The sequence below is a fragment of the Fictibacillus sp. 18YEL24 genome (assembly GCF_015903855.1).
Classification (GTDB): domain Bacteria; phylum Bacillota; class Bacilli; order Bacillales; family Fictibacillaceae; genus Fictibacillus; species Fictibacillus phosphorivorans_C.
Genome location: NZ_JACZDT010000003.1, coordinates 380310 through 402420, shown reverse-complemented (window position 1 = coordinate 402420; position 22111 = coordinate 380310). Strand labels below are relative to the sequence as shown.

The 22111-nt window shown below is 39.6% G+C and carries 20 protein-coding genes; 6 read left to right on the top strand and 14 right to left on the bottom strand.

The genetic code is table 11. The features are described 5' to 3' along the window. Positions 1 to 211 precede the first annotated feature (211 nt). The 9 genes from HU823_RS12370 to HU823_RS12330 form a co-directional block, all read right to left on the bottom strand. Complete coding sequence (locus tag HU823_RS12370) at positions 212 to 847, bottom strand: YrrS family protein (RefSeq protein ID WP_144702005.1); 636 nt, start codon at positions 845 to 847, stop codon at positions 212 to 214. Between the two features lie 189 nt (positions 848 to 1036). Beyond that, positions 1037 to 1486: a GNAT family N-acetyltransferase gene (locus HU823_RS12365; protein WP_144702008.1), complete on the bottom strand. Its 450-nt coding sequence runs from the start codon at positions 1484 to 1486 to the stop codon at positions 1037 to 1039. Between the two features lie 140 nt (positions 1487 to 1626). Continuing rightward, positions 1627 to 2880: an L-lactate MFS transporter gene (locus tag HU823_RS12360; RefSeq protein WP_144702011.1), complete on the bottom strand. Its 1254-nt coding sequence runs from the start codon at positions 2878 to 2880 to the stop codon at positions 1627 to 1629. A 246-nt stretch (positions 2881 to 3126) separates the two neighbouring features. After that, a complete protein-coding gene (locus tag HU823_RS12355) occupies positions 3127 to 3465 on the bottom strand; it encodes an RNA polymerase sigma factor (RefSeq protein WP_197222244.1) in 339 nt (112 codons plus the stop codon). Positions 3466 to 3619: 154 nt separating this feature from the next. After that, positions 3620 to 3868 carry a phage holin family protein gene (locus HU823_RS12350; protein ID WP_144702017.1) on the bottom strand — a complete coding sequence of 83 codons (249 nt, stop codon included), beginning with the start codon at positions 3866 to 3868 and terminating at the stop codon, positions 3620 to 3622. Positions 3869 to 3953: 85 nt separating this feature from the next. Then, a complete protein-coding gene (locus HU823_RS12345) occupies positions 3954 to 5021 on the bottom strand; it encodes an NAD(P)H-dependent flavin oxidoreductase (RefSeq protein WP_197222243.1) in 1068 nt (355 codons plus the stop codon). A gap of 86 nt (positions 5022 to 5107) precedes the next feature. After that, entirely contained in the window at positions 5108 to 6379 is a 1272-nt protein-coding gene (dctP, locus tag HU823_RS12340; protein WP_144702023.1) for a C4-dicarboxylate transporter DctP, read from the bottom strand. A 205-nt stretch (positions 6380 to 6584) separates the two neighbouring features. Then, positions 6585 to 7268 carry a response regulator gene (locus tag HU823_RS12335; protein WP_197222242.1) on the bottom strand — a complete coding sequence of 228 codons (684 nt, stop codon included), beginning with the start codon at positions 7266 to 7268 and terminating at the stop codon, positions 6585 to 6587. Next, entirely contained in the window at positions 7261 to 8859 is a 1599-nt protein-coding gene (locus HU823_RS12330; RefSeq protein ID WP_197222241.1) for an ATP-binding protein, read from the bottom strand. The genes HU823_RS12335 and HU823_RS12330 overlap by 8 nt, the downstream gene beginning before the upstream one ends. Before the next feature lie 96 nt (positions 8860 to 8955). Here HU823_RS12330 and HU823_RS12325 point away from each other — a divergent pair, with 96 nt between their 5' ends. After that, positions 8956 to 10017 (top strand): DctP family TRAP transporter solute-binding subunit, encoded by a 1062-nt coding sequence (locus HU823_RS12325; protein ID WP_197222240.1) that lies wholly within the window; start codon positions 8956 to 8958, stop codon positions 10015 to 10017. Between the two features lie 34 nt (positions 10018 to 10051). Here HU823_RS12325 and HU823_RS22295 read toward each other — a convergent pair whose 3' ends face one another. Next, positions 10052 to 10234 carry a cysteine-rich CWC family protein gene (locus HU823_RS22295; RefSeq protein ID WP_197222239.1) on the bottom strand — a complete coding sequence of 61 codons (183 nt, stop codon included), beginning with the start codon at positions 10232 to 10234 and terminating at the stop codon, positions 10052 to 10054. Beyond that, positions 10227 to 10571, bottom strand: a complete 345-nt coding sequence (locus tag HU823_RS12315) for a winged helix-turn-helix transcriptional regulator (RefSeq protein ID WP_197222238.1) — start codon at positions 10569 to 10571, stop codon at positions 10227 to 10229. The genes HU823_RS22295 and HU823_RS12315 overlap by 8 nt, the downstream gene beginning before the upstream one ends. 115 nt (positions 10572 to 10686) lie before the next feature. Between HU823_RS12315 and HU823_RS12310 the strand changes: the two genes are divergently transcribed. The 3 genes from HU823_RS12310 to HU823_RS12300 all read left to right on the top strand — a co-directional run bounded on the left by HU823_RS12310 (position 10687) and on the right by HU823_RS12300 (position 14437). Next, positions 10687 to 11247, top strand: a complete 561-nt coding sequence (locus HU823_RS12310) for a GNAT family N-acetyltransferase (protein WP_197222237.1) — start codon at positions 10687 to 10689, stop codon at positions 11245 to 11247. 194 nt (positions 11248 to 11441) lie between these two features. After that, positions 11442 to 12620, top strand: a complete 1179-nt coding sequence (locus tag HU823_RS12305) for an endonuclease (RefSeq protein WP_144703688.1) — start codon at positions 11442 to 11444, stop codon at positions 12618 to 12620. Positions 12621 to 13357: 737 nt separating this feature from the next. Continuing rightward, positions 13358 to 14437 (top strand): ThiF family adenylyltransferase, encoded by a 1080-nt coding sequence (locus HU823_RS12300; protein ID WP_197222236.1) that lies wholly within the window; start codon positions 13358 to 13360, stop codon positions 14435 to 14437. Positions 14438 to 14743: 306 nt separating this feature from the next. Here HU823_RS12300 and mraY read toward each other — a convergent pair whose 3' ends face one another. Further along, entirely contained in the window at positions 14744 to 15697 is a 954-nt protein-coding gene (mraY, locus tag HU823_RS12295; RefSeq protein ID WP_197222235.1) for a phospho-N-acetylmuramoyl-pentapeptide-transferase, read from the bottom strand. A gap of 218 nt (positions 15698 to 15915) precedes the next feature. Between mraY and HU823_RS12290 the strand changes: the two genes are divergently transcribed. Then, a complete protein-coding gene (locus tag HU823_RS12290; RefSeq protein ID WP_231607424.1) occupies positions 15916 to 17580 on the top strand; it encodes a serine hydrolase domain-containing protein in 1665 nt (554 codons plus the stop codon). 44 nt (positions 17581 to 17624) lie between these two features. Here the strand turns inward: HU823_RS12290 and fdhD are convergent, their stop codons facing one another. Both fdhD and HU823_RS12280 read right to left on the bottom strand, forming a co-directional pair. Next, positions 17625 to 18422: a formate dehydrogenase accessory sulfurtransferase FdhD gene (gene fdhD, locus HU823_RS12285; protein WP_197222234.1), complete on the bottom strand. Its 798-nt coding sequence runs from the start codon at positions 18420 to 18422 to the stop codon at positions 17625 to 17627. An 18-nt stretch (positions 18423 to 18440) separates the two neighbouring features. Next, a complete protein-coding gene (locus tag HU823_RS12280; protein WP_137790251.1) occupies positions 18441 to 18785 on the bottom strand; it encodes a DUF2294 domain-containing protein in 345 nt (114 codons plus the stop codon). A gap of 382 nt (positions 18786 to 19167) precedes the next feature. Between HU823_RS12280 and fdhF the strand changes: the two genes are divergently transcribed. Further along, a complete protein-coding gene (gene fdhF / locus HU823_RS12275) occupies positions 19168 to 22104 on the top strand; it encodes a formate dehydrogenase subunit alpha (RefSeq protein ID WP_197222233.1) in 2937 nt (978 codons plus the stop codon). Positions 22105 to 22111: the final 7 nt, after the last annotated feature.

Sequence of the window (22111 nt, the reverse complement as noted above, 5' to 3'; positions counted from 1 at the left end):
GCTGGCACAGCAATCGTTCGCTTTGAACGCGCTGAGCCAGCTTTTCTTGACAATGTTCTGTTGGATTGTTTGGAAGATAGAGCTTTACTGTCCAGTACATTCAAAATACTGTCCAGTTTTCTAAATTTACTGTCCACTTTTGAGGTTTTACTGTCCACTTGTCTTCATTTACTGTCCATTTTCAACATTTTACTGTCCACTTATTCAGAAACTACTTCTGAACACTGGTTACCATCCAGCCTTTTTCATCGACCCACTCAAGGTTAACCGTGTATTTTTCATTTGGCTGTTTATTCGGACTGACTTCTGCAACTGATTTCTGTGGGCCACCACCATTTGCGATTTTCCACACCGTCATGTTTTCATCAAGACCTGTAGCCAGACGAATCGCTTTTAGTTTTTCATTCCAGTCTACACTGCCTTCATCATAACTTGATGTATGAGGTCCTGTTTGAGAAGTACCAATTGGTTCGTTTAGAACTGGTTTGTCACCTGAAGCTTGTTGTTTTTTCTTTTCCGCTTCAGCTTTTTCTGCTTTTTCCTTTTTATCTGCTTCTTTTTCAGGATCTATGCCAATTTCTTCAGATGGTTCTTGTTTCTTGGTTTTCTCCTTGTTGTTTGGTTCTTTTTCTTCACGTTCTTCTTCATAAGCACTTTCGTTATCAGGCTGAAGTTTTACCACTTTATGTTTTGGTTCTTTATTTGCTTCCTCTTTCTTTGGCTCTTCTTCACTGCCCATCAGCAGCGCATCTTTTGGCAAGAATAATAACGCTAAAAGAACAGCTCCTAACGCACTGTATAATACAATATTTCTCTTGTTTGACTTCTTGCGTTCTGATCTTCTCATCTATTACAATCACTCCTTCATATCAAACGTTCCCTCTCGTGATAAAACAAAACAAAAAGAACTCTAATAAAGATTAGAGTTCTAACATTTAAAACTTTTATATACTCAACATTAATTATTCGAAGGGATTCACTAAAAATTTGAGGGTGACCAAAGATTTCAGAAGTTTTTGCCAACACAAGTTATGTATTATACCTCTAATACAACAGCCATTTCTTTTCCAAATCTATCACCCTTATCAACAAACCCTAAGCTCTCATACAATTGATGAGCACCCTTATTCTCAGGATGATAACCCACTACAATTACATTAGCATCTAATAAAGTCTTCATTTCTTCAATCATCAACTGTGTTGCGATCTTGCCAATACCTTTTTTCTGGTAATTTTTATCGATCATAATTCGATAGATCCAATACCCATCCAATTCTTCTTTCATGGAGTTGAACATAAGAAATCCAACTGTGTTACCTTCCAATAGAATAGCGTAAGGCTTTAAGGTTGGTTCAAATTTTGATTGAGCGATAGAAACGGCGTTAGGTTCAATATGGCTCACTTGATCATCTGCTACTTCTAAAAAGCAGCATTCGTACCAATTTTCTGCGTTCAGTTCTGCGATCGTCACTTGTTTTTGTGTCATAAGTTCTCCTTTGATTGTAAGTTACATTTCCAATTTTACCATAATATCTCATTTAATGAAGATATAGAATCTAATGATAGCTCAAACGTGATAAAAAACAGTGTCTTCCCATTACTGAAGACACTGCATTTCGTTTAAAGTTAGGCTACGGACTTTTCTTGTTTTGCGGCGAGCTTTTTCATATCAAAACGGACTAGTATGGATACGATGAGCGCAACTATAAACAATCCAGAAAAGAATGTTAAACTGTTCGCGTAAGAACCTGTTGTGTCCTTAATCCACGCAGCGAATAATGGACCTGCAAGACCAGCTGCTGCCCAAGCCGTTAGAATATAACCATGAATCGCTCCAACCTGTTTCGTTCCAAATAGGTCACCAATGTAGGCTGGAATCGATGCGAAACCTCCACCGTAACACGTATAGATAACAGCGAGCATCACCTGAAAAAGAATGGATGATGACGTTTGTGGCAACATGAAAAAGAGAGCGATCTGCAAAACGAAAAATGTCGTATAAGTATTAGGTCGCCCGATGTAGTCTGAAATGGATGCCCATCCAATTCGACCAAAACCGTTGAACAATCCTAAAACGCCCACTAGTGCCGCAGCTTCAGCAGTTGTTAATCCAATACTCTCTTCAGCAAGAGGTTTTGCGGCAGAAAGAATGGCGATACCACATGTAACATTAATGAATAGCATGATCCACAAATAATAAAAACGGCGTGTTTTTACAGCTTCGTTTGCTGTTAGTTGTGAGAGGTCTTGTTTAATTTTCACTTTTCCGCTCTCTACATTCTCTTTAAACCCAGCAGGAAGCCATCCTTCTTCTGGTTTTTCCAAATAAAGAGAGGACAATGTCATTACAGCAAAGTAAGCAATTCCTAAAATGTAGAATGTGTTTGCAATACCAACAGATTTAATAAGTACGTCCATAATAGGAGAACTGACCGCTGCTGCGAAACCAAATCCCATGATAGCAAGTCCTGTTGCTAGCCCACGACGATCGGGAAACCATTTGATCAGTGTAGAAACAGGTGCAATATAACCTACTCCAAGCCCGATTCCACCAAGTACACCATAAAAGATATAAAGCATCGTTAACGAGCCGATATTGACTGCAAGACCAGATCCAGCAATTCCTAATCCAAAGAAAATGGCTGCAAGCAAACCTGCTTTCTTTGGACCATGTTTTTCAACAAAATGTCCTAAAAAAGCTGCAGACAAACCTAAGAATAGGATGGCGATACTGAACGTCATCTGCACTTGTGAAGCTGTCCACCCAAATTTCTCGATCAGTGGATTCGTGAAGTTGCTCCAAGCATACACCGATCCAATGGAAATATGTATTCCTACCGCTGATAAAGCAATGAGCCACCGATTTTTAGACTTTTTCATCCTTATTTCCCCCCCTATAAAGTTAATAAAGTTAAACATTCATGAAACTTACCCTAATGTAAGGCACAAAAAAAGACAACATTCAAAAGTACTTATTTTTTCAAATAAGTCCATTGTAGAATGTTGCCTAAAAGCTCTACATACTCGTGCAGAGCGTCCATTCATCATCAAAAGTAGAATAGAAAAAGTACAGATCGTGTATTTTCTCCATTACTTCTCACATTAGTTGTAAGCGTTTTTATAATATCAAATCGTTGCGTTATTCGCAACATAATTTTTTGACTTTTTAGATAATAGCCGGGTGATATGAATTTCTTCGCGATCGACACATTTTAATTTACATAGTTTAATCAAATAACTGGAAAGAAATTTGTCTTTTATTTTTGTGTATTGGTTTGGGTTTTCCCATAGATCGCGAAATACTTCGCACAATACTTGTTCAGCCACACGCTTATCACCAGTAATTCGGAGGGCAACCTGATATAAAAGTGTGCTATATGAATCGACCATTTGTTTTAAGGCACTAGAATCCTTATGTAGCAATCTGGTCAATATTTTGCTATCAAGGTCATGTCGTATGTTCATTTCAGCAACACCCTCCTGTTACTTCCTTTGTTAATTTCCAATTCCCATAAATTAAAGGTGTTAAACATTGAACACAACACTTGTTGAATATTAATATATATTTTGTACAATAAAAAAACAGCACTTGAATTTCAAGCACTGTTTTAATTAACACTTATTTTTTTAGATTTTTCTCTACTGAATATTTTATACCTGCAACTGTTCCTATCCCAAGAAGTGCGTATTTTAATCCGACTAATGTAGCTTCTGGTGTAGCAGCCCCCGCTTCCCAAAAGGCATAAAGAACGCCTAGGACAACTGCAACAATGGGGATATACTTGTTCGAAAAACGATCCGTATGACGAATGGCATATAAAACCACAGCTAAACCAATGTACGGTGCAAAATCGGTCATAAAATCCATGATTTCCACCCCAATCGATAAAATTTGTATAGCTAATACAAATTTTATTAAAACTTGGATGAAAATAGACCGTTACGTAAAAATATTATCTCCATGTAGCTTTTTCGAGTGCAGTGTCACATTGATTGATTAAACTTCTCACTAAATCACCAGCAGACCTTACTTGCGCTAGAGCAGATGCTTGACCAGCCCACATGGACATCATTTCTTTATTTCCTTGATTAGCTGCTTCTCTTCTAATATCAGACGTTAACATATGCTGCAGTGGATAAGGAGGCAAATCACGAATATGACTCTCTAAGTCTATCATCATCTTATTCTTAAAGCCTCTCGCACTTTTTCCAGAGAAAACTTTTGTTATTTTCGTGTCAGTATCACGACTAGATAGGATGGTCTGTTTGTGAATGGTATTTGCTCCGCTCTCTTTAACTGTCAAAAATGCTGTGCCCAGCTGAACAGCTGAGGCACCTAAAGTTAGTGCTGCTGCCATTCCCCTACCATCCATGATGCCCCCCGCTGCCACAACCGGACATGAAACAGCGTCTACTACTTGTGGAACAAGAGCCATCGTGCCGATCATAGATTCACTTTCACCATTTAAGAATGTACCTCTATGCCCGCCTGCCTCAGCACCCTGTGCAACGATAAGATCTACACCATTGGATTCAAGGTGAATCGCTTCTTTAACAGAAGTTGCCGTTGCGATAACAACCATTTCTAATGCATGTAAGTCTTCTACTAATCTTTTAGACGGCGCATTAAATGTAAAACTAACTATTTTAACGCCCGCTTCGATCACGGTGGCGAGCTGTTTCTTAAATAAATTCTCCACATCTGGAATGTCATGAACTTCAGGTATTCCAAGTTTTGAACGGTATGTATTCAAGTGTTGCTGCATCGCTTGAATAGCTTCCTCGTCCATTTTATGTGTCTCGGGCTCGGGGAGAAACAGATTCACAGCAATGGGAGATCGTGTGAGTTGCTGAATATTTTTTAAAGCCGTTTTAATTTGTTGAGGACTCATATATCCTGCACCAAGTGTTCCTAATGCTCCTGCTTCACTTACTTCTGCTACTAATTCAGGTATTGTTGGGCCACCCGCCATACCCGCTTGTATGATTGGATATTTAATATTGAGCATGCTGCAGATCATACGTATCTTCCTCCATTTCCTGCTTTTTAAATAGCATAACAAAAAGATAGAGCTCTAGTCTGTTTCGACTAAAGCTCTTCCCTCCATTAAACTGCAATTTTTCTATTTTCGTACATCTCCTGAATGGCTTCTTCACTTTTACCTTCGTCAAACTCATTTTCACTTTTAGATACCACGATCGTTGCAATTCCGTTTCCGATTAAGTTTACAATGGCACGCGCTTCACTCATGAAACGGTCAACTCCTAATAGAAGTGCCAAACCTTCAACAGGAATGACTTGCATAGCCGTTAGCGTAGATGCAAGGACGATGAACCCACCACCTGTAACTGCGGCTGCACCTTTAGACGTTAGCATCAATACAGCGATAATAGTTAATTGCTGGGTTAGACTGAGATCGATGCCAAATACTTGAGCTAAAAATACGACTGCCATCGAGAGGTAGATGCTTGTTCCGTCTAAGTTGAAAGAATAACCGGTTGGTATAACAAGACCTACAACAGACTTCGAGCATCCGAACTTCTCCATCTTGTTCATCATTCTTGGCAGAACCGATTCTGAAGAACTTGTTCCGAGTACGATCAAGAGCTCTTCTTTTATAAATTTCAAATACTTCCACAAACTGAATCCATACATCTTACAAATCAGGTTCAACACGATAAAAACAAAGAAGAACATCGTCGTATACACCGCGATCATTAACTTACCGAGCGGTACGAGTGACTCTAGTCCATAGTTTCCTATTGTAAACGCCATCGCACCGAACGCTCCAAGTGGCGCAGCTTTCATGATATAACCGACGATCTTGAAAAAGACGTTCAGCAACTTTTCAAAGAATTCGATAATGATCTTTCCGCTGTTTCCGAGTGCCGTAAGTCCAACACCAAACAGAATGGAAAAGAATAGTACTTGCAGAATATCACCTTTAGCAAATGCATCAACCATGTTGCTCGGAACGATATGTGTAACGAATTCGATCCAATCGATCTTACCGCCTTCTTCAGACGTGTATTGTGACACATCACCTTTCTCAAGCTTATCAAAGTCTAAGCCCGCACCTGGTTTTAACACGTTAACAACGATCAATCCAATAACAAGTGCGAGCGTCGTAACAATTTCAAAGTAGATGAAAGCTTTCCCTCCAACTTTACCTACCTTTTTCATGTCACCCATTTTAGCGATGCCTAGTACGATCGTTAAGAAGATAATCGGTGCGATCACCATCTTCACAGCATTAATAAATGTATCTCCTACAGGTTTCATCTGTTTCCCAAAATCTGGCCAGAAGAGTCCCACTAGTACACCTACGGCGATAGCCGTTAAAACCTGAAACGTTAAGTTCTTAAATAACCTTTTCATTGTTCTTCTCCTTTCGAGTTTGAAAATGAATTTTTAGAAAGTTAAATTGTCTGGGGTCTGACCCGGGGTCAGACCCCAGACAATTTCCATACAATTTAACAAGCCAAAGAAAAACGCTACCATTTGTAAAAACAATGATAGCGCTTCCATTAATTTATTAGAATATTAAGAACTTATTGGACGTTTTGGTCTTTTTGGTCTTCAACTATTTTTTAAGAAGATATCGATTGACAGGTCGTCCGACCGTACCGTACTGAATATCCATTTGAATCGTTCCGTTCTTTACTAAATATTCAAGATATCTTCGTGCTGTCACTCGTGCGATGCCTATTCCTTCTGCTACCTCTTCTGCCGACTTCGCCTCAATCTGCGATTTTATAAAGCTTGCGATCTGTTTAAGCGTCAGTTCGTTCAACCCTTTAGGAAGCTCCGCCGTAACAGGAACATCACGTATCTCAGAATAGAAAAGATTATCTAGATCTTTTTGCGTAACTGTTCCGGATGGTGACACGGTAGAATGATACGTTCGATATTTGTTTAAGGCTTTTTCAATACGCTCAAAAGTAAATGGTTTGATAATATAATCGAACGCGCCGTTCTGCATCATAGAACGGATGGTCTCTAAGTCGTTGGCAGCTGTAATAATGATAACGTCTACCTGAATCTTTTCCGCTCGTATCTGCTGAAGTGTTTCAATCCCATCCTGCTCTGGCATGTAGATATCGAGTACGACGAGATCTGGCTTATGCTTTCTTATACGTTTCAATCCTTCTGTTCCATTTGATGCTGTATCGATTACCTTAAATCGCTTTACTTTTTCAATAAACGCTTTGTTTATCTCTAAGACCATCGGATCGTCTTCAATCAACAGAACCTTTATCTCACTCATCCTCTTCACCTCTACCATTCATCGGAAATACTATTACAATACTTGTTCCCTGGTTTTCTTCAGATGTTACTTCTATGTCTCCGTTACCTTTTTCTACAATCTGACGAATCAGGTACAACCCGATTCCAGACCCACTATTTCCTTTTGTCGTATATCCTCTTTCAAACATATGCTGCTGGACTTCCTGACTCATTCCGCATCCGTTGTCCTCGACCAAAATCGCACAAGCCTCGGAATCCTGGGCGATGGAAACATCAATCCTGCCCTCATGATCTCCTTTTAGAGCGTCATACGCGTTCTCTATCAGATTACCGATGATCGTTACAAAATCATGCTGATCGAGTTGATCTGGGAACGTTTTAAGTGAGCTCTCATTATCAATATCCACTTTTATTCCGAGTTCTTTTCCGCGTCCAACTTTGCTTAACAATAGACCTGCAAGACTCTCGTTCTTGATCCTTTGATTTAAAAACCGAGTGAGTGAACCTTTTTCTTCTGATATCTGAAAAACATACTGCATCGCTTTTTTCAAATTGCCTAACTGAAGAAGCCCTGCGATCGTATGAAGCTTGTTCATGTGCTCGTGGTTCTGAACTCGTAGTGCCTCTACAAATGCCTTAACACCTGTCAGTTCTTCCGCCATCTTTGCAACTTCTGTTCTATCCTGGAAAATAGCGACAGCTCCAACGATCTTGTTATTTACTTTTATCGGCACTCGGTTACTCATGATCACTTTTCCACTTACTCGAATTTCTTGATTATAAACAGGACGACTCAGTTCTATGATCTCTGGAAGACGCGTATCTGGTATTACTTCACGAATCTGTTTTCCGACAACGTCACCCCTGACTGAGAATATACTTTTTGCTTTTTCATTAAAGATCGTGATGAGTTCCTCTTTATCAATTGCGATTACACCTTCATGCATAGAGTGGAACGTTGCTGTTCTCTCTTCGAACATTCGGACGATCTCGTGTGGTTCTAAATAAAACATCTGCTGTTTAAGATGACGAGCTAATAGATAGGAACCGATCACACCGAACGAGAGAACCAATAATAGAATAAGAGTCATCTCATCTGTCAGGTCATGAAACACTTCGTAGTAACCTGGTATCACATGACCGACCACAACAACCCCGATCTGCTCTAGTTCATCATTTTTGATGGGAACAAATGCCCTTACAGCTGTACCCATCTCTCCCTTTGCTTTCGAGATAAACGTGTGGTCAGCAAAGGCTGCTCCTTCATCACTCCCTTTAGACACCGTACCAATCATGTCTTTAACAGGATGAGAATATCGGATATGATCCATGTCCATGACCACGACATAATCTGCTTCATTAATGACTCGTATCTTTTCAACGACTGGTTCTATCTCGTTCCAGCCTCTATTTATCTGAATGTATTTCTTCACTTCGGGAAGCTGTGCCACGGTGCGTGAAGTAATCATTGCCCGCTTACCAAGCTCTTCTTCCTGAATATCGAGGATCTTACCAATAATGACGACACCTCCGATTAGGATGGCATAGAGCACGATTCCAAACGTTAGGATCATGATTTTTGTTCGAATGGGTAATCGTTTCATCGTCATTTACTAGCAACCTCCTTTTCATTGTCACTATTGTATCATTTCAATTTCAATATGTTAGACTATTTAAAAAAGTAACGGATTTGGGGTAATTCATGGATGAAATCTTTCATTGGGATCGCACTGATACTGATAGCGGGTTTAGGAGTATCAATCTGGATTGGTTTTCATACAAAAATGGCCGAAGGAACACTTCCCTATGATGATGATCAAAAAGGCATACAGGACCAAGTTGTCATCAAGTTTAGTCACGTGGTTGCAGAGAATACTCCTAAAGGACTTGCTGCACAGCGTTTTGCAAAACGGATAAACGAGAAATCTAATGGTCAGATTAAAATTGAAGTGATTCCAAACGGTGGACTCTACTCCGATCAAGAAGAACTTGAAGCGCTGCAGCGTGGTGATGTGCAGATGATCGCACCTGCTACGACAAAGCTAAGCACATTTTCACCTAAATGGCAGGTTCTTGATCTTCCTTATGCCATGCCTACTCGTGAAAGTATTATAAAGGCGTTAAACGGAGACATTGGGAACACGTTGCTTCAATCACTAGAAGAGAAAAATATGAAAGGCCTTACGTTATGGATCAATGGATTTAAACAAATTACAACAAACGACGGGCCTGTCGTTCACCCTAATGATCTAAAAGGGCAAAACCTGCGAATCATGCCTAGTTCTGTGCTTGAGAATCAATTTGATCAAGTTGGAGCTAAAGCAGTTGGATTGGATTTTAACGATACGTACCGATTATTGGAATCTGGAGAATTAAACGGTGAGGAGAACACGATCTCTAACATCTATTCTAAAAAATTCTTTGATGTGCAAAGTCACCTTACGATAAGCAATCATGGATTTTTAGGGTATGCTGTAATCATGAATGATGAGTTTTGGAGCAATCTTACGAAGAAGCAGCAAAGAATCATAACTGAAGCTTTGGATGAAGCTACTAGCTGGAACCAGACTCAATCTTTCGCGATGAACGAGGAACAGCTTGCATTAATCGAGAAAAATTCTTCAATCGATATTCATTATCTGACAGAGGAAGAAAAAAGAGAGTGGGCAAAGGGTTGGGAGCCCGTGTACCGAGCGTTTAAAAGTGAGATTGGAGACGACCTTCTTTCCAAGATGATTCAATTAAGAAATTCCTATAAAGATTTTTAACCGAGAACAAATTCAGGTGCTAATTCTTTAATAATCAGCACCCTTTTTTATTCCATTCATCCACACACGTTTGGCAAATACACGTTTCACGATCGGAAGCTGCACATTCAAGAAGTTGAGCTGGAATCTGAACTTTCATACACCAACATGATTCTGGGTTCTTTCCGTTTGAAATTGCACAGAAATTATCTCCCTTACATAACGGGCATTCAGACATGGTCTTTCACCTTTACCTGCATCTCTTTTCCCCATTCTGCCAAGGATTTTAACGATGGGATTAAAGCCTCTCCTGCCTCCGTTAATGAATATTCCACCCTAGGAGGTATCTCCATGAATTGCGTTCGCACCACCAGTCCTTGTTTTTCCATCTCTTTTAAAGACTGAGATAAAACCATGTTTGTGATTCCATCCACCTGACGCTTCAGTTCGTTATACCGTATCGTCTTATTCTTCCACAATGCCCATATGATCGGAAGTCTCCATTTACTCCCGATTAGTGTTAGAGCAAATGTTAACGGGCAATCCTCTTTTCTCTTATAACCTTCATCACTCATGTTAAGGCTCCTTTAATCAGTTTTTACTGACTTAGTAAGAAATTACTGCATACTTGTTTTCGTCTTTCTCTGTAATAAAATTATAGCGTAAGTACTACGTTTGGGAGTGATTAAAATGGAGTTACACTACGAGATTGTTCCTGATTATAAAATGGAGGTTTGCCGGAATCTCTGCAATGAACTTATGACGTATCAAAAAGCAAAAGCCACCATAAGCCCTGAATTATTTGACACTATGAACTTTGAAACACGCTTGGTTCCATCTGTACATAAAGCCATGCATAACTATATCGTTGTAGTTAAAGATAGAAATAAACTCGTGGGATACGTGTATGCAAACATCTCTCCTAAAGAAGTGTACCGCAATGATTTCGCTACCTTCTTTGATATGAATTCTGTTCAGAGAAAAGCAGTCGGATGCCTTTCTCAGTTTTACATTAAGGATGAGTACAGACAATATGGGATTGGTTCTAAACTATTTAATATGTCTATGAACTGGCTCACTTCTTTTGATGAAGTGGATGATTATTTTATCTTTGTATCCAATGGGAATGATGGCGCACTTTCCTTTTATCAACGTAAAGGTTTCGCAATCAGTCATGAGATATTAGACGGTTTCATTACGGTGCTACACAGTAAGAAAGTAAGTGAAAATGAACATCGCACTAATTTTTAGGTCCATTTAACTGTTTTTCTACGTCTATTTAGTTCCTCCCTTTGTAGCTAGTTTTCTCGTTTTACAAATCTGTAAAATGAAATTAATAAAAGTATTGTAGAATAAAACCTGTTTCACCAACATTTTGAAATATGTGAAACAACTAGAAATTCAAGCTACAAGGGGTAAAAACTAAATGGATGGAGGCGTTGATGATGAAAAGGCATGAAAACAAAAAGTTTCTTTCACTTTTCTCAGTTGTAATTGCTTTAGTAGTAAGCACGTTAGCATTTATACCAGCTCTTCAGGCAGCTGGCGATGGATCGTGGACTAGTCCTTATTCAGTTTCTCAAAGTATCTCGAATCAGAACAATTCTGCAAAGACTGTTCAAGGTTATGTAGTAGGACAACCTACCGCAACAACTACCGTGGTAACAAGCAATTATCCAAACGATTATGCACTCGCTCTAGCAGACAGTCCTACTGAAACAAACACAGCTAACATGGTGTATGTTCAGATTCCAACTTCTTACCGATCACAGTTTGGTCTAAAAACAAACCCTACTTTAAAAGGTCAATCCATTAAAGTAACGGGAAGTCTAGCAGCTTACTTCTCACATGCCGGCTTAAAAGATCCAACAGCTATGGAAAAAGCATCTGGTACAACACCAACAGATCCGCCGACAGATCCTACTGACCCACCAACATTTGATGAATCGTATTATGATCCTGCTCAAGGAAAAACGGGAGCAGCATTAAAAACAGCTCTTCACAATATTATTGATGATCATACTGAGCTCTCTTATGATGCCGTATGGAACGCACTTAAAGTAACCGATCAAGATCCAAACAACAGCAACAATGTTATCCTTCTATACACGGGCCGTTCACAGAGCAAATCAACGAACGGTGGGAATGTAAACGATTGGAACCGTGAGCACGTTTGGGCAAAATCACACGGTGATTTCGGAACAGCGATGGGTCCAGGAACGGATATCCACCACTTGCGCCCAACAGATGTGAGTGTAAACAGCTCTCGTGGAAACCTTGATTTTGATAACGGTGGCACACAGCATTCTGAAGCACTTGGAAACTATTATGACAGCGACTCATGGGAACCGCGCGATGCAGTAAAAGGCGATGTTGCCCGCATGCTGTTTTACATGGCTGTTCGTTATGAAGGTGACAGCGGTGAACCACAACTTGAATTGAACAACAACGTCAATAACGGAACGGCTCCTTATCACGGTAAAATGTCTGTGTTGCTTCAGTGGCACTTAGAGGATCCGGTCGATAACTGGGAACGGAACCGAAACAACATCATTTATGAACAATTCCAGCATAACCGCAATCCATTCATCGATCACCCAGAATGGGCTGAGGAGATTTGGTAAATTGAACACCTTTCAAAACAAACTTGCATTTTGTTTCGAGTTAACTGTAAAATATTTTCCTTAATAGCTATAGACATTCTGCTCACAACCTAGGTAGCCCCCTCTCAAGCTAATTTGAGAGGGGGCTACCTAGGTTTACTTTTTGATTTCAGTTATTCCTGTGTACCTGTAAAGAAATTATCTAATTCTCTTTAATCTTATATTGTTTATCCACTTCAGTAAATTAATAATTCAATATTCACATTTAGTGAAGTTTAATAAATAGATTTTTGTATTTCATCGAGCAAACTTAACATCCTACCAAAAAACTTATAGACAATGTATCTGTCTATAAGCTTTTTTCGAATTTAAGTATCATTTGAAAATAATCCAAATTTATTTCCTATTTAAAATTTAGTAAATCCTTAAGATTTCCACTCACAGCAAGGAATACACCATGCAAGTCTCTCTTCGCGTTTTTTTGTCATTATAACGAACCTCCTTTCAGTTAATAACTTCGGAATAAATAAAATACTATATTCAATTCCGTTATGTAAATATTACAATTTTATACATATATTTACAATGGGCTTTTCGTAAAATGGTTATATTTTCCTATAAAATAGAATTTTAGGAAAATATAACCATTTTTGTGAATAGGTATAAGTTTTACATTGAAAATCATTATTATAAACATGTAAACTTATATTATTGGTATTTTATTACATTTCAGCATTAGTGCAAAGGAGTGAGAAATTTTGGTTATCAGATTTAAACCTTACACAAGAGTTACTCTTAACAAAGAAACTCGTGAAGTATTAATAAACCGCCCATTGATAGATGGAAATGTAGGTCAAATATTCGATTTGACAGATATAGGTATTGAAGTCATAGAAATGATTGGAAATTCCTCTTACGAGGATATCATGTCAAAAGTTAGCCGCAATAATCCCAATTCCAAAGATGAAATTAAGGAAATAATAAGTTTCTTATTCAACGAGAATTACATAGAAGTACTTGGTGAGGTTATTACTGACCCTGCTTTAGCCTTATATTCTAGAATTATTCCTTTATGGGCAGAACTTGAATCTGGGGGCACAGACAGAAATGAAATACAAAGACGTCTTATGACAAAAAAAATAGCAGTAATAGGATGCGGTACAATCGGTGCAAGCATAATTGCAAAGCTTACATCAATGGGGGTTCAAAATTATGTATTAATTGATAGTGATGTCGTAGAAGAAACAAATTTAACGAGACAACCATTATTTTCTCTTCAAGATATTGGTAATAAAAAAACTAGTGTTTTAAAACAATTTATATCTGATAGAATTTTAAATGCATATGTTAAGACTTATGACTTATATGTTGAAAACATTTCTGATTTAACTATTATAAATGACGTGGATTTAATTATTTCAAGTGGTGATGGCCCTAACCTTGATAAAATTGTAAACAATTATGCAGAACAACACCAAAAATCAGTTTGTTTTGCAGCAGCTTATAATGGACACAATGGTAAAGTACTACCTCTATATCTGCCAGGAAAATCTCATACTATTGAATGTATTAATAATTACCTACAAGATGACAATAGATTTACTGGTACTCATAAAAATATGAACGATTTTATTATTAGTACAGTTCCTTACATTGGTGAAATGATTGGCAGTATAGCTACTGCAGAAATAATTAAATTTTTGACTGGACAAATTGAACCATTTCTAATTAACAAGGTATTATTTGTTAATATTTCTAAGTACGAAGTCAGCATTGTAGAGATTCCTGAGAATTGGAAGGGATGTTCTTGCTCTTATAAGATGGTAAAATCAATATAGATTCACCTTTTTAATTGATAGATATTTTATTTTAACTAAAATCTAACTTGTAATCGGATTACAGTTGAATCCCCCTTCATATTTTTTATGATGGGGGTTATTTCGTACCATAATTAATTCATATATTTCATATTTGTCTTGTAGCAGCACAATGCCCCAAGAAGAAACATATTAACAATGCTATAAATAATATATTAATTATTTGTAACAATCATTTTGTAAACCTTATGGTTCAGAATGAAGCCATAAAGTAATAAGTAATATTAATAGAAATTATTATTAATATAAGCGAGCAAATCTAATTCGCTACATAAATATCTCGTAATACACCAAACAAATACCACACGCCGCCCACGAAACCATCGCAAACACGGTTACGATCATATTTTCTGACCAACCATATTTAATTCCGTAGTGATAATGAATTGGAGTGAATCGGAACAGCTTCTTTTTTGTTCGTTTAAAATAAGCGACTTGAATGATGACTGAAAGCTGTTCTGCAAGATAGATAATAAACAGAATTGGAATTAAGATCTCCACGTTCTCAATGATGGCAAGGAACGATAAGGTTCCTCCAATAGCGAGGGATCCCGTATCACCCATGAACGCTTTTGCAGGATACAGATTATAGATTAAGAATCCTAGAATTGTAGCGATCATGACTAAGCAAAAGACTTTCACTTCCGTATACTCACTGATTACAAAGAAAAAGAAGTATGTAGGAATCGCAACCATACCTAGAAGTCCGTCCATTCCATCGGTAAAATTAATAGCATTGGCCGTTCCGACAATAAACAGTGTGATCAGGATGAGGTAAATGATGTAAGGAAGAACAATGTTAAATGATTCCGTCACCCGTATGCTTGTATCAATATTGAAAAGATCGATGCCGACATATAAGAGAACAATAGTGAACGCGAACTGAAATTTCAGTTTTGTTTTTCCTGATACCCCGCCAGGATCTTGTTTTGAAGCTTTCCAAAAATCATCTAGAAAACCAATAAAACTAAACAGTATAAACGTTGCTATTAGAAAGAGCATGATGGGACTTGTCGTGTAATAATAAAGCGCGACGAAAATCCCTACAAAAAATACACTTCCTAACATTAAGGGTGTCCCCTTTTTTTCCTGATGATCTTGAGGAAGTTCCACTCGAATGGGCTGTGTGAGCTTTAGTTTTTTAAATGTTAGTATCAGCAGAGGGGCAAATATTACAGTTAACAAAAATGTGATAAAAGCAGGTGCTAGCTGTAACAACACAATTGTAATCTCCTCTCTTATTTCTCCTCTGTATCTATTCGAGAAAAGATGAAAAGTTCCTTTAAATTGTAGGGGGTCTGACCCGGGTCAGACCCCCTACAATTTCTCTACAATTTAACTAGTACAAAATGCTGTGGGACTTCCGAGTGATAGACACCTCAACGAGGGCTTGCTACTGTAAGTAAGTGTAAGAATATTCAGAATAAGGAGAATGACTCATGAGAGGAAAACGTGTTTTATTATGTACCATGCTAAGTACAGCCATGTTGTTATCCAGTTTCACTCCTGCTATTTTTGCAGAAGGTTCCTCCAATCATAATAATCGAACACATCACGGTGACTGGAACCAGCCCTCTAAAGCATCACCTGTTCTACATCCTGGAACACCTGAAAGTGCCTCACTAAAGAGAGAACCACTAGAGCAAATCGGTCCGTTTATTGAAAGTGAGATTGAGAAACGAACCATGCCAGGCGGTGTCGTTCTCATCGCTAGAAGTGGAAGCATCGCAAAACATGATGCCTATGGCTATTCCGCTCGCTACATTGACGATCAGTTCACAGAAATGGATCAGCCTGTTGAGATGAAAAAAGACACGATTTTTGATATCGCCTCAATCTCCAAGCTCTTCACAACAACAGCTGCAATGAAGCTTTATGAACAAGGAAAATTCAATCTAGATGATCCTGTCGGAAAATATATTCCAGAGTTTAACGAAAACGGAAAAGAGAGCGTAACCATCCGGCAGATTATGACACATACTTCCGGTTTTACAGCATGGATTCCTCTATACAGCATGGGAGCAAATCGCGAGGAACGGTTGCAGATTGCTTTAAATTACGGGTTAAAAAATAAGCCTGGTACAACGTATACATACAGTGACCTAAATCTAATTACACTAGGTGTTTTAGTTGAAAGATTGTCAGGTCAACGTCTTGATGACTATGTAAAAAAGAACATCACTGAACCTCTCGGAATGAAAGATACGATGTACAACCCTTCTCCAGATCTTCGTAACCGCATCGCAGCAACAGAATATCAGCCAGCAATCGGACGCGGCATGGTTTGGGGCAGTGTGCATGATGAGAACGCATGGAGTTTAGATGGCGTAGCAGGACATGCCGGTGTCTTTTCAACCGCTAAAGACCTCGCCATCTTTGGACACATGATTTTACTGGACGGAAAGTATGGTAAAACACAGATTCTAAAGCCAGAAACGGTTAGCTTATTAACAGAAAATCAGCTTCCTCAGTTTCCAACCAACTCTCACGGACTAGGCTGGGAATTAAATCAAGGTTGGTATATGGACTCCCTCAGTAATGAAGAAACACTCGGACACACTGGATATACCGGTACATCTATGGTTGTCTCGCCAAAGAATAAAACGATTGTACTTACCTTAACGAATCGTGTCCATCCTTCACGAGCGACGGTCTCAATGAATCCGATACGACGTAAGGTCGCACAACTAACAGCCGATGCAATTTCAGTTCCTTTTCATCACAGAGATAAAGGTTGGTTTTCAGGATATGGCGATAACCTGAAAAAAGGATTAACATTCGAAGTCGGTAAAAATCAGGATACTCTTCATTATAACAATTGGTTCAGTATTGAAGATGGAAGTGACAAAGGTTCGGTTCAAGTTTCAAGTGATAATAAAACGTGGACAACACTACCGAACACATATACCGGAAAAAAAGAAACATGGGATCGTGAAAAGGTAAAGCTCCCTGAAGGAACAAAGTTTGTTCGTTTCCTCTATGAAACTGATGCTTCTGTTAACGGCAGAGGATGGTATGTAGATGATGTATACGGAAGTGATCAGCGAGGAAAGAAAAAACGATTAGCCGTTGTTCAAAACGATTGGATAGAACGTGGTTGGTAAAACACAGAAAGCAGTTCCGCTGTAATTGGCGGAACTGCTTTTACTTAATTTTTCACAACAATCCGCTCAGGGCGTGTATACACATTCATAGAATCTCCTCTTACAAAACCAACCGTCGTGATTCCGAGTTCTTCGGCTGATTGCAGAGCAAATTCTGTTGGTGCTGATTTTGAGAGGACGATCTCACAGCCGATTTTGGCCACTTTTAACAAGATCTCAGAAGAAATCCTACCACTGAACACAAGAATCTTATTTCCTATGAAAATATCATTCTTCAAGCAGTATCCGTAGATTTTATCCAGTGCATTGTGACGTCCGATGTCCATTCGGCTCAGCACAATTCCGTTCACATCACACAGTGCTGCGTTATGCACACCGCCTGTTTCTTGGAAAACCCCTGCCCCCTTCTGCATCTCTCGCATCAATCGAAAACAGTCTTCAGGCTTAATTTTCACCCTGACTTCATTCATAGTTTTCGCTGTTCGTGCGTCATTAGCAAAAACAAAGCCTTGCCTGCTCATGCCACAGCATGAAGTTATGTATCTTTTATTCTGCAAATTTTGATACACAGGGTTCAAGCGATCTGTCGTCACGTGTACAAAGCCACCGTCTTCCTGCACCCATAGGTCTTTAATATCTTTATAGTTTCTGATAATTCCTTCAGAGGCGAGATAGCCTACGACCATATCTTCAATGTACTCAGGGCTGCATACCATCGTAACAAATTCTTCCCCATTGATCTTGATCGTTACAGGAAGCTCGGTTACGATAGTGTCTTCTATGTTCACTGCATGTCCGTTCTTAATCTGCAGAATGCTGCGCTTAGTCACAATCGGTTTCATAAGACAATCACCCCTTCGCTACGCGATCGGTTTATCAAAAACAAATACAGACACCGCCATGTCTTCATCCACTTTGAAATCTGAGAACAGATGAACGAATTTTGCACCGGTCACATCTTCTAATCCATCGGGTGGAGCTGTTGCGTAAACGTCCTGAATCAGGCGAGTCCTTGCAGCATGCACCATCTCCTTGCCTTCAGCCGTTCGAGCAATGAATTTTTCAGTTGGTGTTAAATTTCCGTACATAGTTGAGATCGCCATGTTTTCCACAAAGACCGTATGAATTTTCTCAGGTCCTTTTCCTAATAAGTTTTTACGGAGTTTACGAATAATATCATTAAAGTCATGTACTTTCTTCGTCATTCGAACATCACCACTATTTCTCCATTTTTTACTAATCATACATGATGTACTTACTTTTCGCACGTGATAAAAATGAAAAGCTAGAATACAAGTCTTGTTGTTTCTTGATCATGTAAACGCTATAATAAAGGAGAAAAGTTGGTAGAGAAAATCGTTCACACTGTTTTTTCTTCCATCTCTAAATTACATAATGCTCCCTCTTTTATTCCAAATAAAAGAGATCCAATGCTGGATTGGCCTAATGGTATGACCTGCTATTACACTATTCCACCATGAACTCACATTTTCTGTACGTCTATAGAATTTGTGCTTTCGTGGTGGATTTTTTTGTACGATCAGTAAGTTTACGATGCTTAAGTATCAAAAGAAAGGAAGAATACAAATGGATAAGTTGATTCAACTCTCAATTGACGGAAATAAATACGAAGCCCCTTCAGGCACATCCATCCTCGATATTATAAATAAAAATGAACTATCTCACCCTCAAATTTGTTATACCCCACAAGTTGATCCGATCGAAACGTGTGATACTTGTATTGTGGAGGTTGATGGCAAGCTGATGCGTTCATGCTCAACGATGGCACTCGACGGTATGACGATCGAGCGCTCTTCTAAACGAGCAAAGGATGCGCAGAACGAGGCGATGGATCGCTTACTCGAAAACCATCTTCTCTATTGTACGGTTTGTGATAACAACAACGGCAACTGTAAGCTGCATAACACCGCTGAACTGATGGAGATCGAACACCAATCTGTTCCATATTCGCCAAAAGAAGAAATGGTGGATCTTGATATGTCTCACCCGTTTTACCGTTATGATGCCAACCAGTGCATCACATGTGGTCAGTGTGTAGAGGTGTGTCAAAACCTGCAGGTGAACGAGACGCTTTCGATCGACTGGGAACGAGAACGTCCACGCGTGATTTGGGATGCCGGATCAAGTATCGACGATTCCTCATGTGTCAGCTGTGGACAATGTGTTACCGTCTGTCCGTGTAACGCTCTCATGGAAAAATCAATGCTTGGTGAAGCGGGCTTCATGACAGGATTGAAAGAAGATTTACTTGAGCCGATGGTCGAACTTGTAAAAGAAGTTGAGCCTGGCTATAGTGGTATTTTTGCCATTTCTGAAGTGGAAGCCGCTATGCGTGAAACACGTACGAAAAAGACAAAAACGGTTTGCACGTTCTGTGGTGTTGGCTGTTCGTTCGAAGTTTGGACGAAAGGCAGAAAGATTTTAAAAGTAGAACCGAGTGAAGGTCCTGTGAACGCGATCTCCACATGTGTCAAAGGAAAGTTCGGCTGGGATTTTGTAAATAGCGAAGAACGCCTTACTACACCACTCATTCGTAAAGACGGCGTTTTTGTAGAATCCACTTGGGACGAAGCACTTAAACTGATTGCTGATAAGATGAGCGCGATAAAAGAAAAACACGGCAGCAACGCACTTGGCTTTGTTTCGTCATCCAAAATTACGAATGAAGAGAACTACTTGATGCAAAAGTTCGCGCGTCAGATCATCGGAACGAACAACGTTGACAACTGCTCTCGTTATTGTCAGTCCCCTGCAACCGACGGATTGTTCCGTACAGTCGGTATGGGTGGTGACGCAGGTACGATTCAAGATATTGCGAAAGCTGGCCTTGTCATTGTAGTTGGTGCGAATCCGACAGAAGGACATCCCGTTCTTGCCACACGTGTAAAGCGTGCGCATAAACTGCACGGACAAAAATTAATCGTAGCAGACCTTCGTAAACATGAACTCGCTGAACGCTCAGATATTTTCATGAGTCCGAAGCAAGGCACAGACCAAGTTTGGCTCATGGCCGTCACGAAGTACATGATCGATCAAGGCTGGCACGATCAGACATTTATTGATGAGAACGTGCATTATTTTGAAGACTTTAAAGAAGTACTTGAAAAGTATACGCTTGAATATGCAGAAGAAATTACGGGTCTTACACAAGAAACAATCATTGATGTGGCGAAAATGATTCGTGACGCTGACGGCACATGCATTCTTTGGGGAATGGGTGTAACTCAAAACACAGGTGGAAGTGACACTTCTGCTGCGATCTCAAACTTGCTGTTGGCAACCGGCAATTATCGTCGTCCTGGTGCTGGTGCTTACCCGCTTCGTGGCCATAACAACGTTCAAGGTGCTTGCGATATGGGTACGTTACCAGCTTGGCTTCCAGGGTATCAGCATATTACAGATGACCTCGCCCGAGCGAAGTTTGAAAAAGCATACGGTGTTACGATTGATAGCAAACCTGGTAAAGACAACATCCAGATGGTTGAAGGCATCGGAACGGGTGAGATCAAATCCATGTATCTAGTCGGTGAAGACATGGCGCTCGTTGATTCAAACTCCAACCACGTTCATGAGATGCTCAGTCAGCTAGAATTTTTTGTTGTTCAAGATATTTTCTTAACGAAAACCGCACAATACGCAGATGTCGTTCTACCTGCAGCTCCTTCTCTAGAAAAAGAAGGAACCTTTACGAATACCGAACGCCGTGTGCAGCGTTTGTATCAAGCATTGCCAACAACAGGAGGCTCGCGACCGGACTGGGAGATCATCCAAGCCATCGCCATTCGAATGGGTGCTGATTGGAACTACAGTCATCCGAGTGAAATTTTTGAAGAGATGGCGGGACTTGCTCCCCTGTTTGGAGAAGCAAACTATGATGTGCTAGAAGGATGGGGCAGTTTCCTTTGGGGTGACTTTAGCGGGAAGAGTACACCACTTCTTTACACAGATGGCTTTAATTTTCCTGATAAAAAAGCACGCTTTGCCTTATCAGACTGGATGCATCCAGCTGAGTTTCCGGAAGAGTTCGATCTTCATATCAACAACGGGCGCATGCTCGAACATTTCCATGAAGGCAATCTGACGAATAAATCAAAAGGCATTCAGCATAAAGTTCCAGATGTTTTCGTTGAAGTATCACCTAGTCTTGCAGAAGAACGTGGTGTGATCGATGGATCTGTTGTACGGTTGATCTCGCCGTTTGGAGCCGTGAAGTTGAATGCACTCGTTACAGACCGTGTGAAAAACAATGAGCTTTATCTTCCGATGAACTCCGTGAACAACGAGACGGCGATCAACTTTTTAACCGGTCCAGCTGTTGATCATCGTACACATACACCAGCTTATAAACAGACGAAAGTACGAATGGAGATCATCAGCCGTGAAGGTGAAGTGAAGCTTCCGGGCAACAATCCAAGAAATAAAAAACGCTATCCGCAAAACGGTGTTGAAGTTCAGCGTAAATGGAACCGTCCGGGCTATGTTCACTTGACGGACGAAGTGTAAGGAGGCG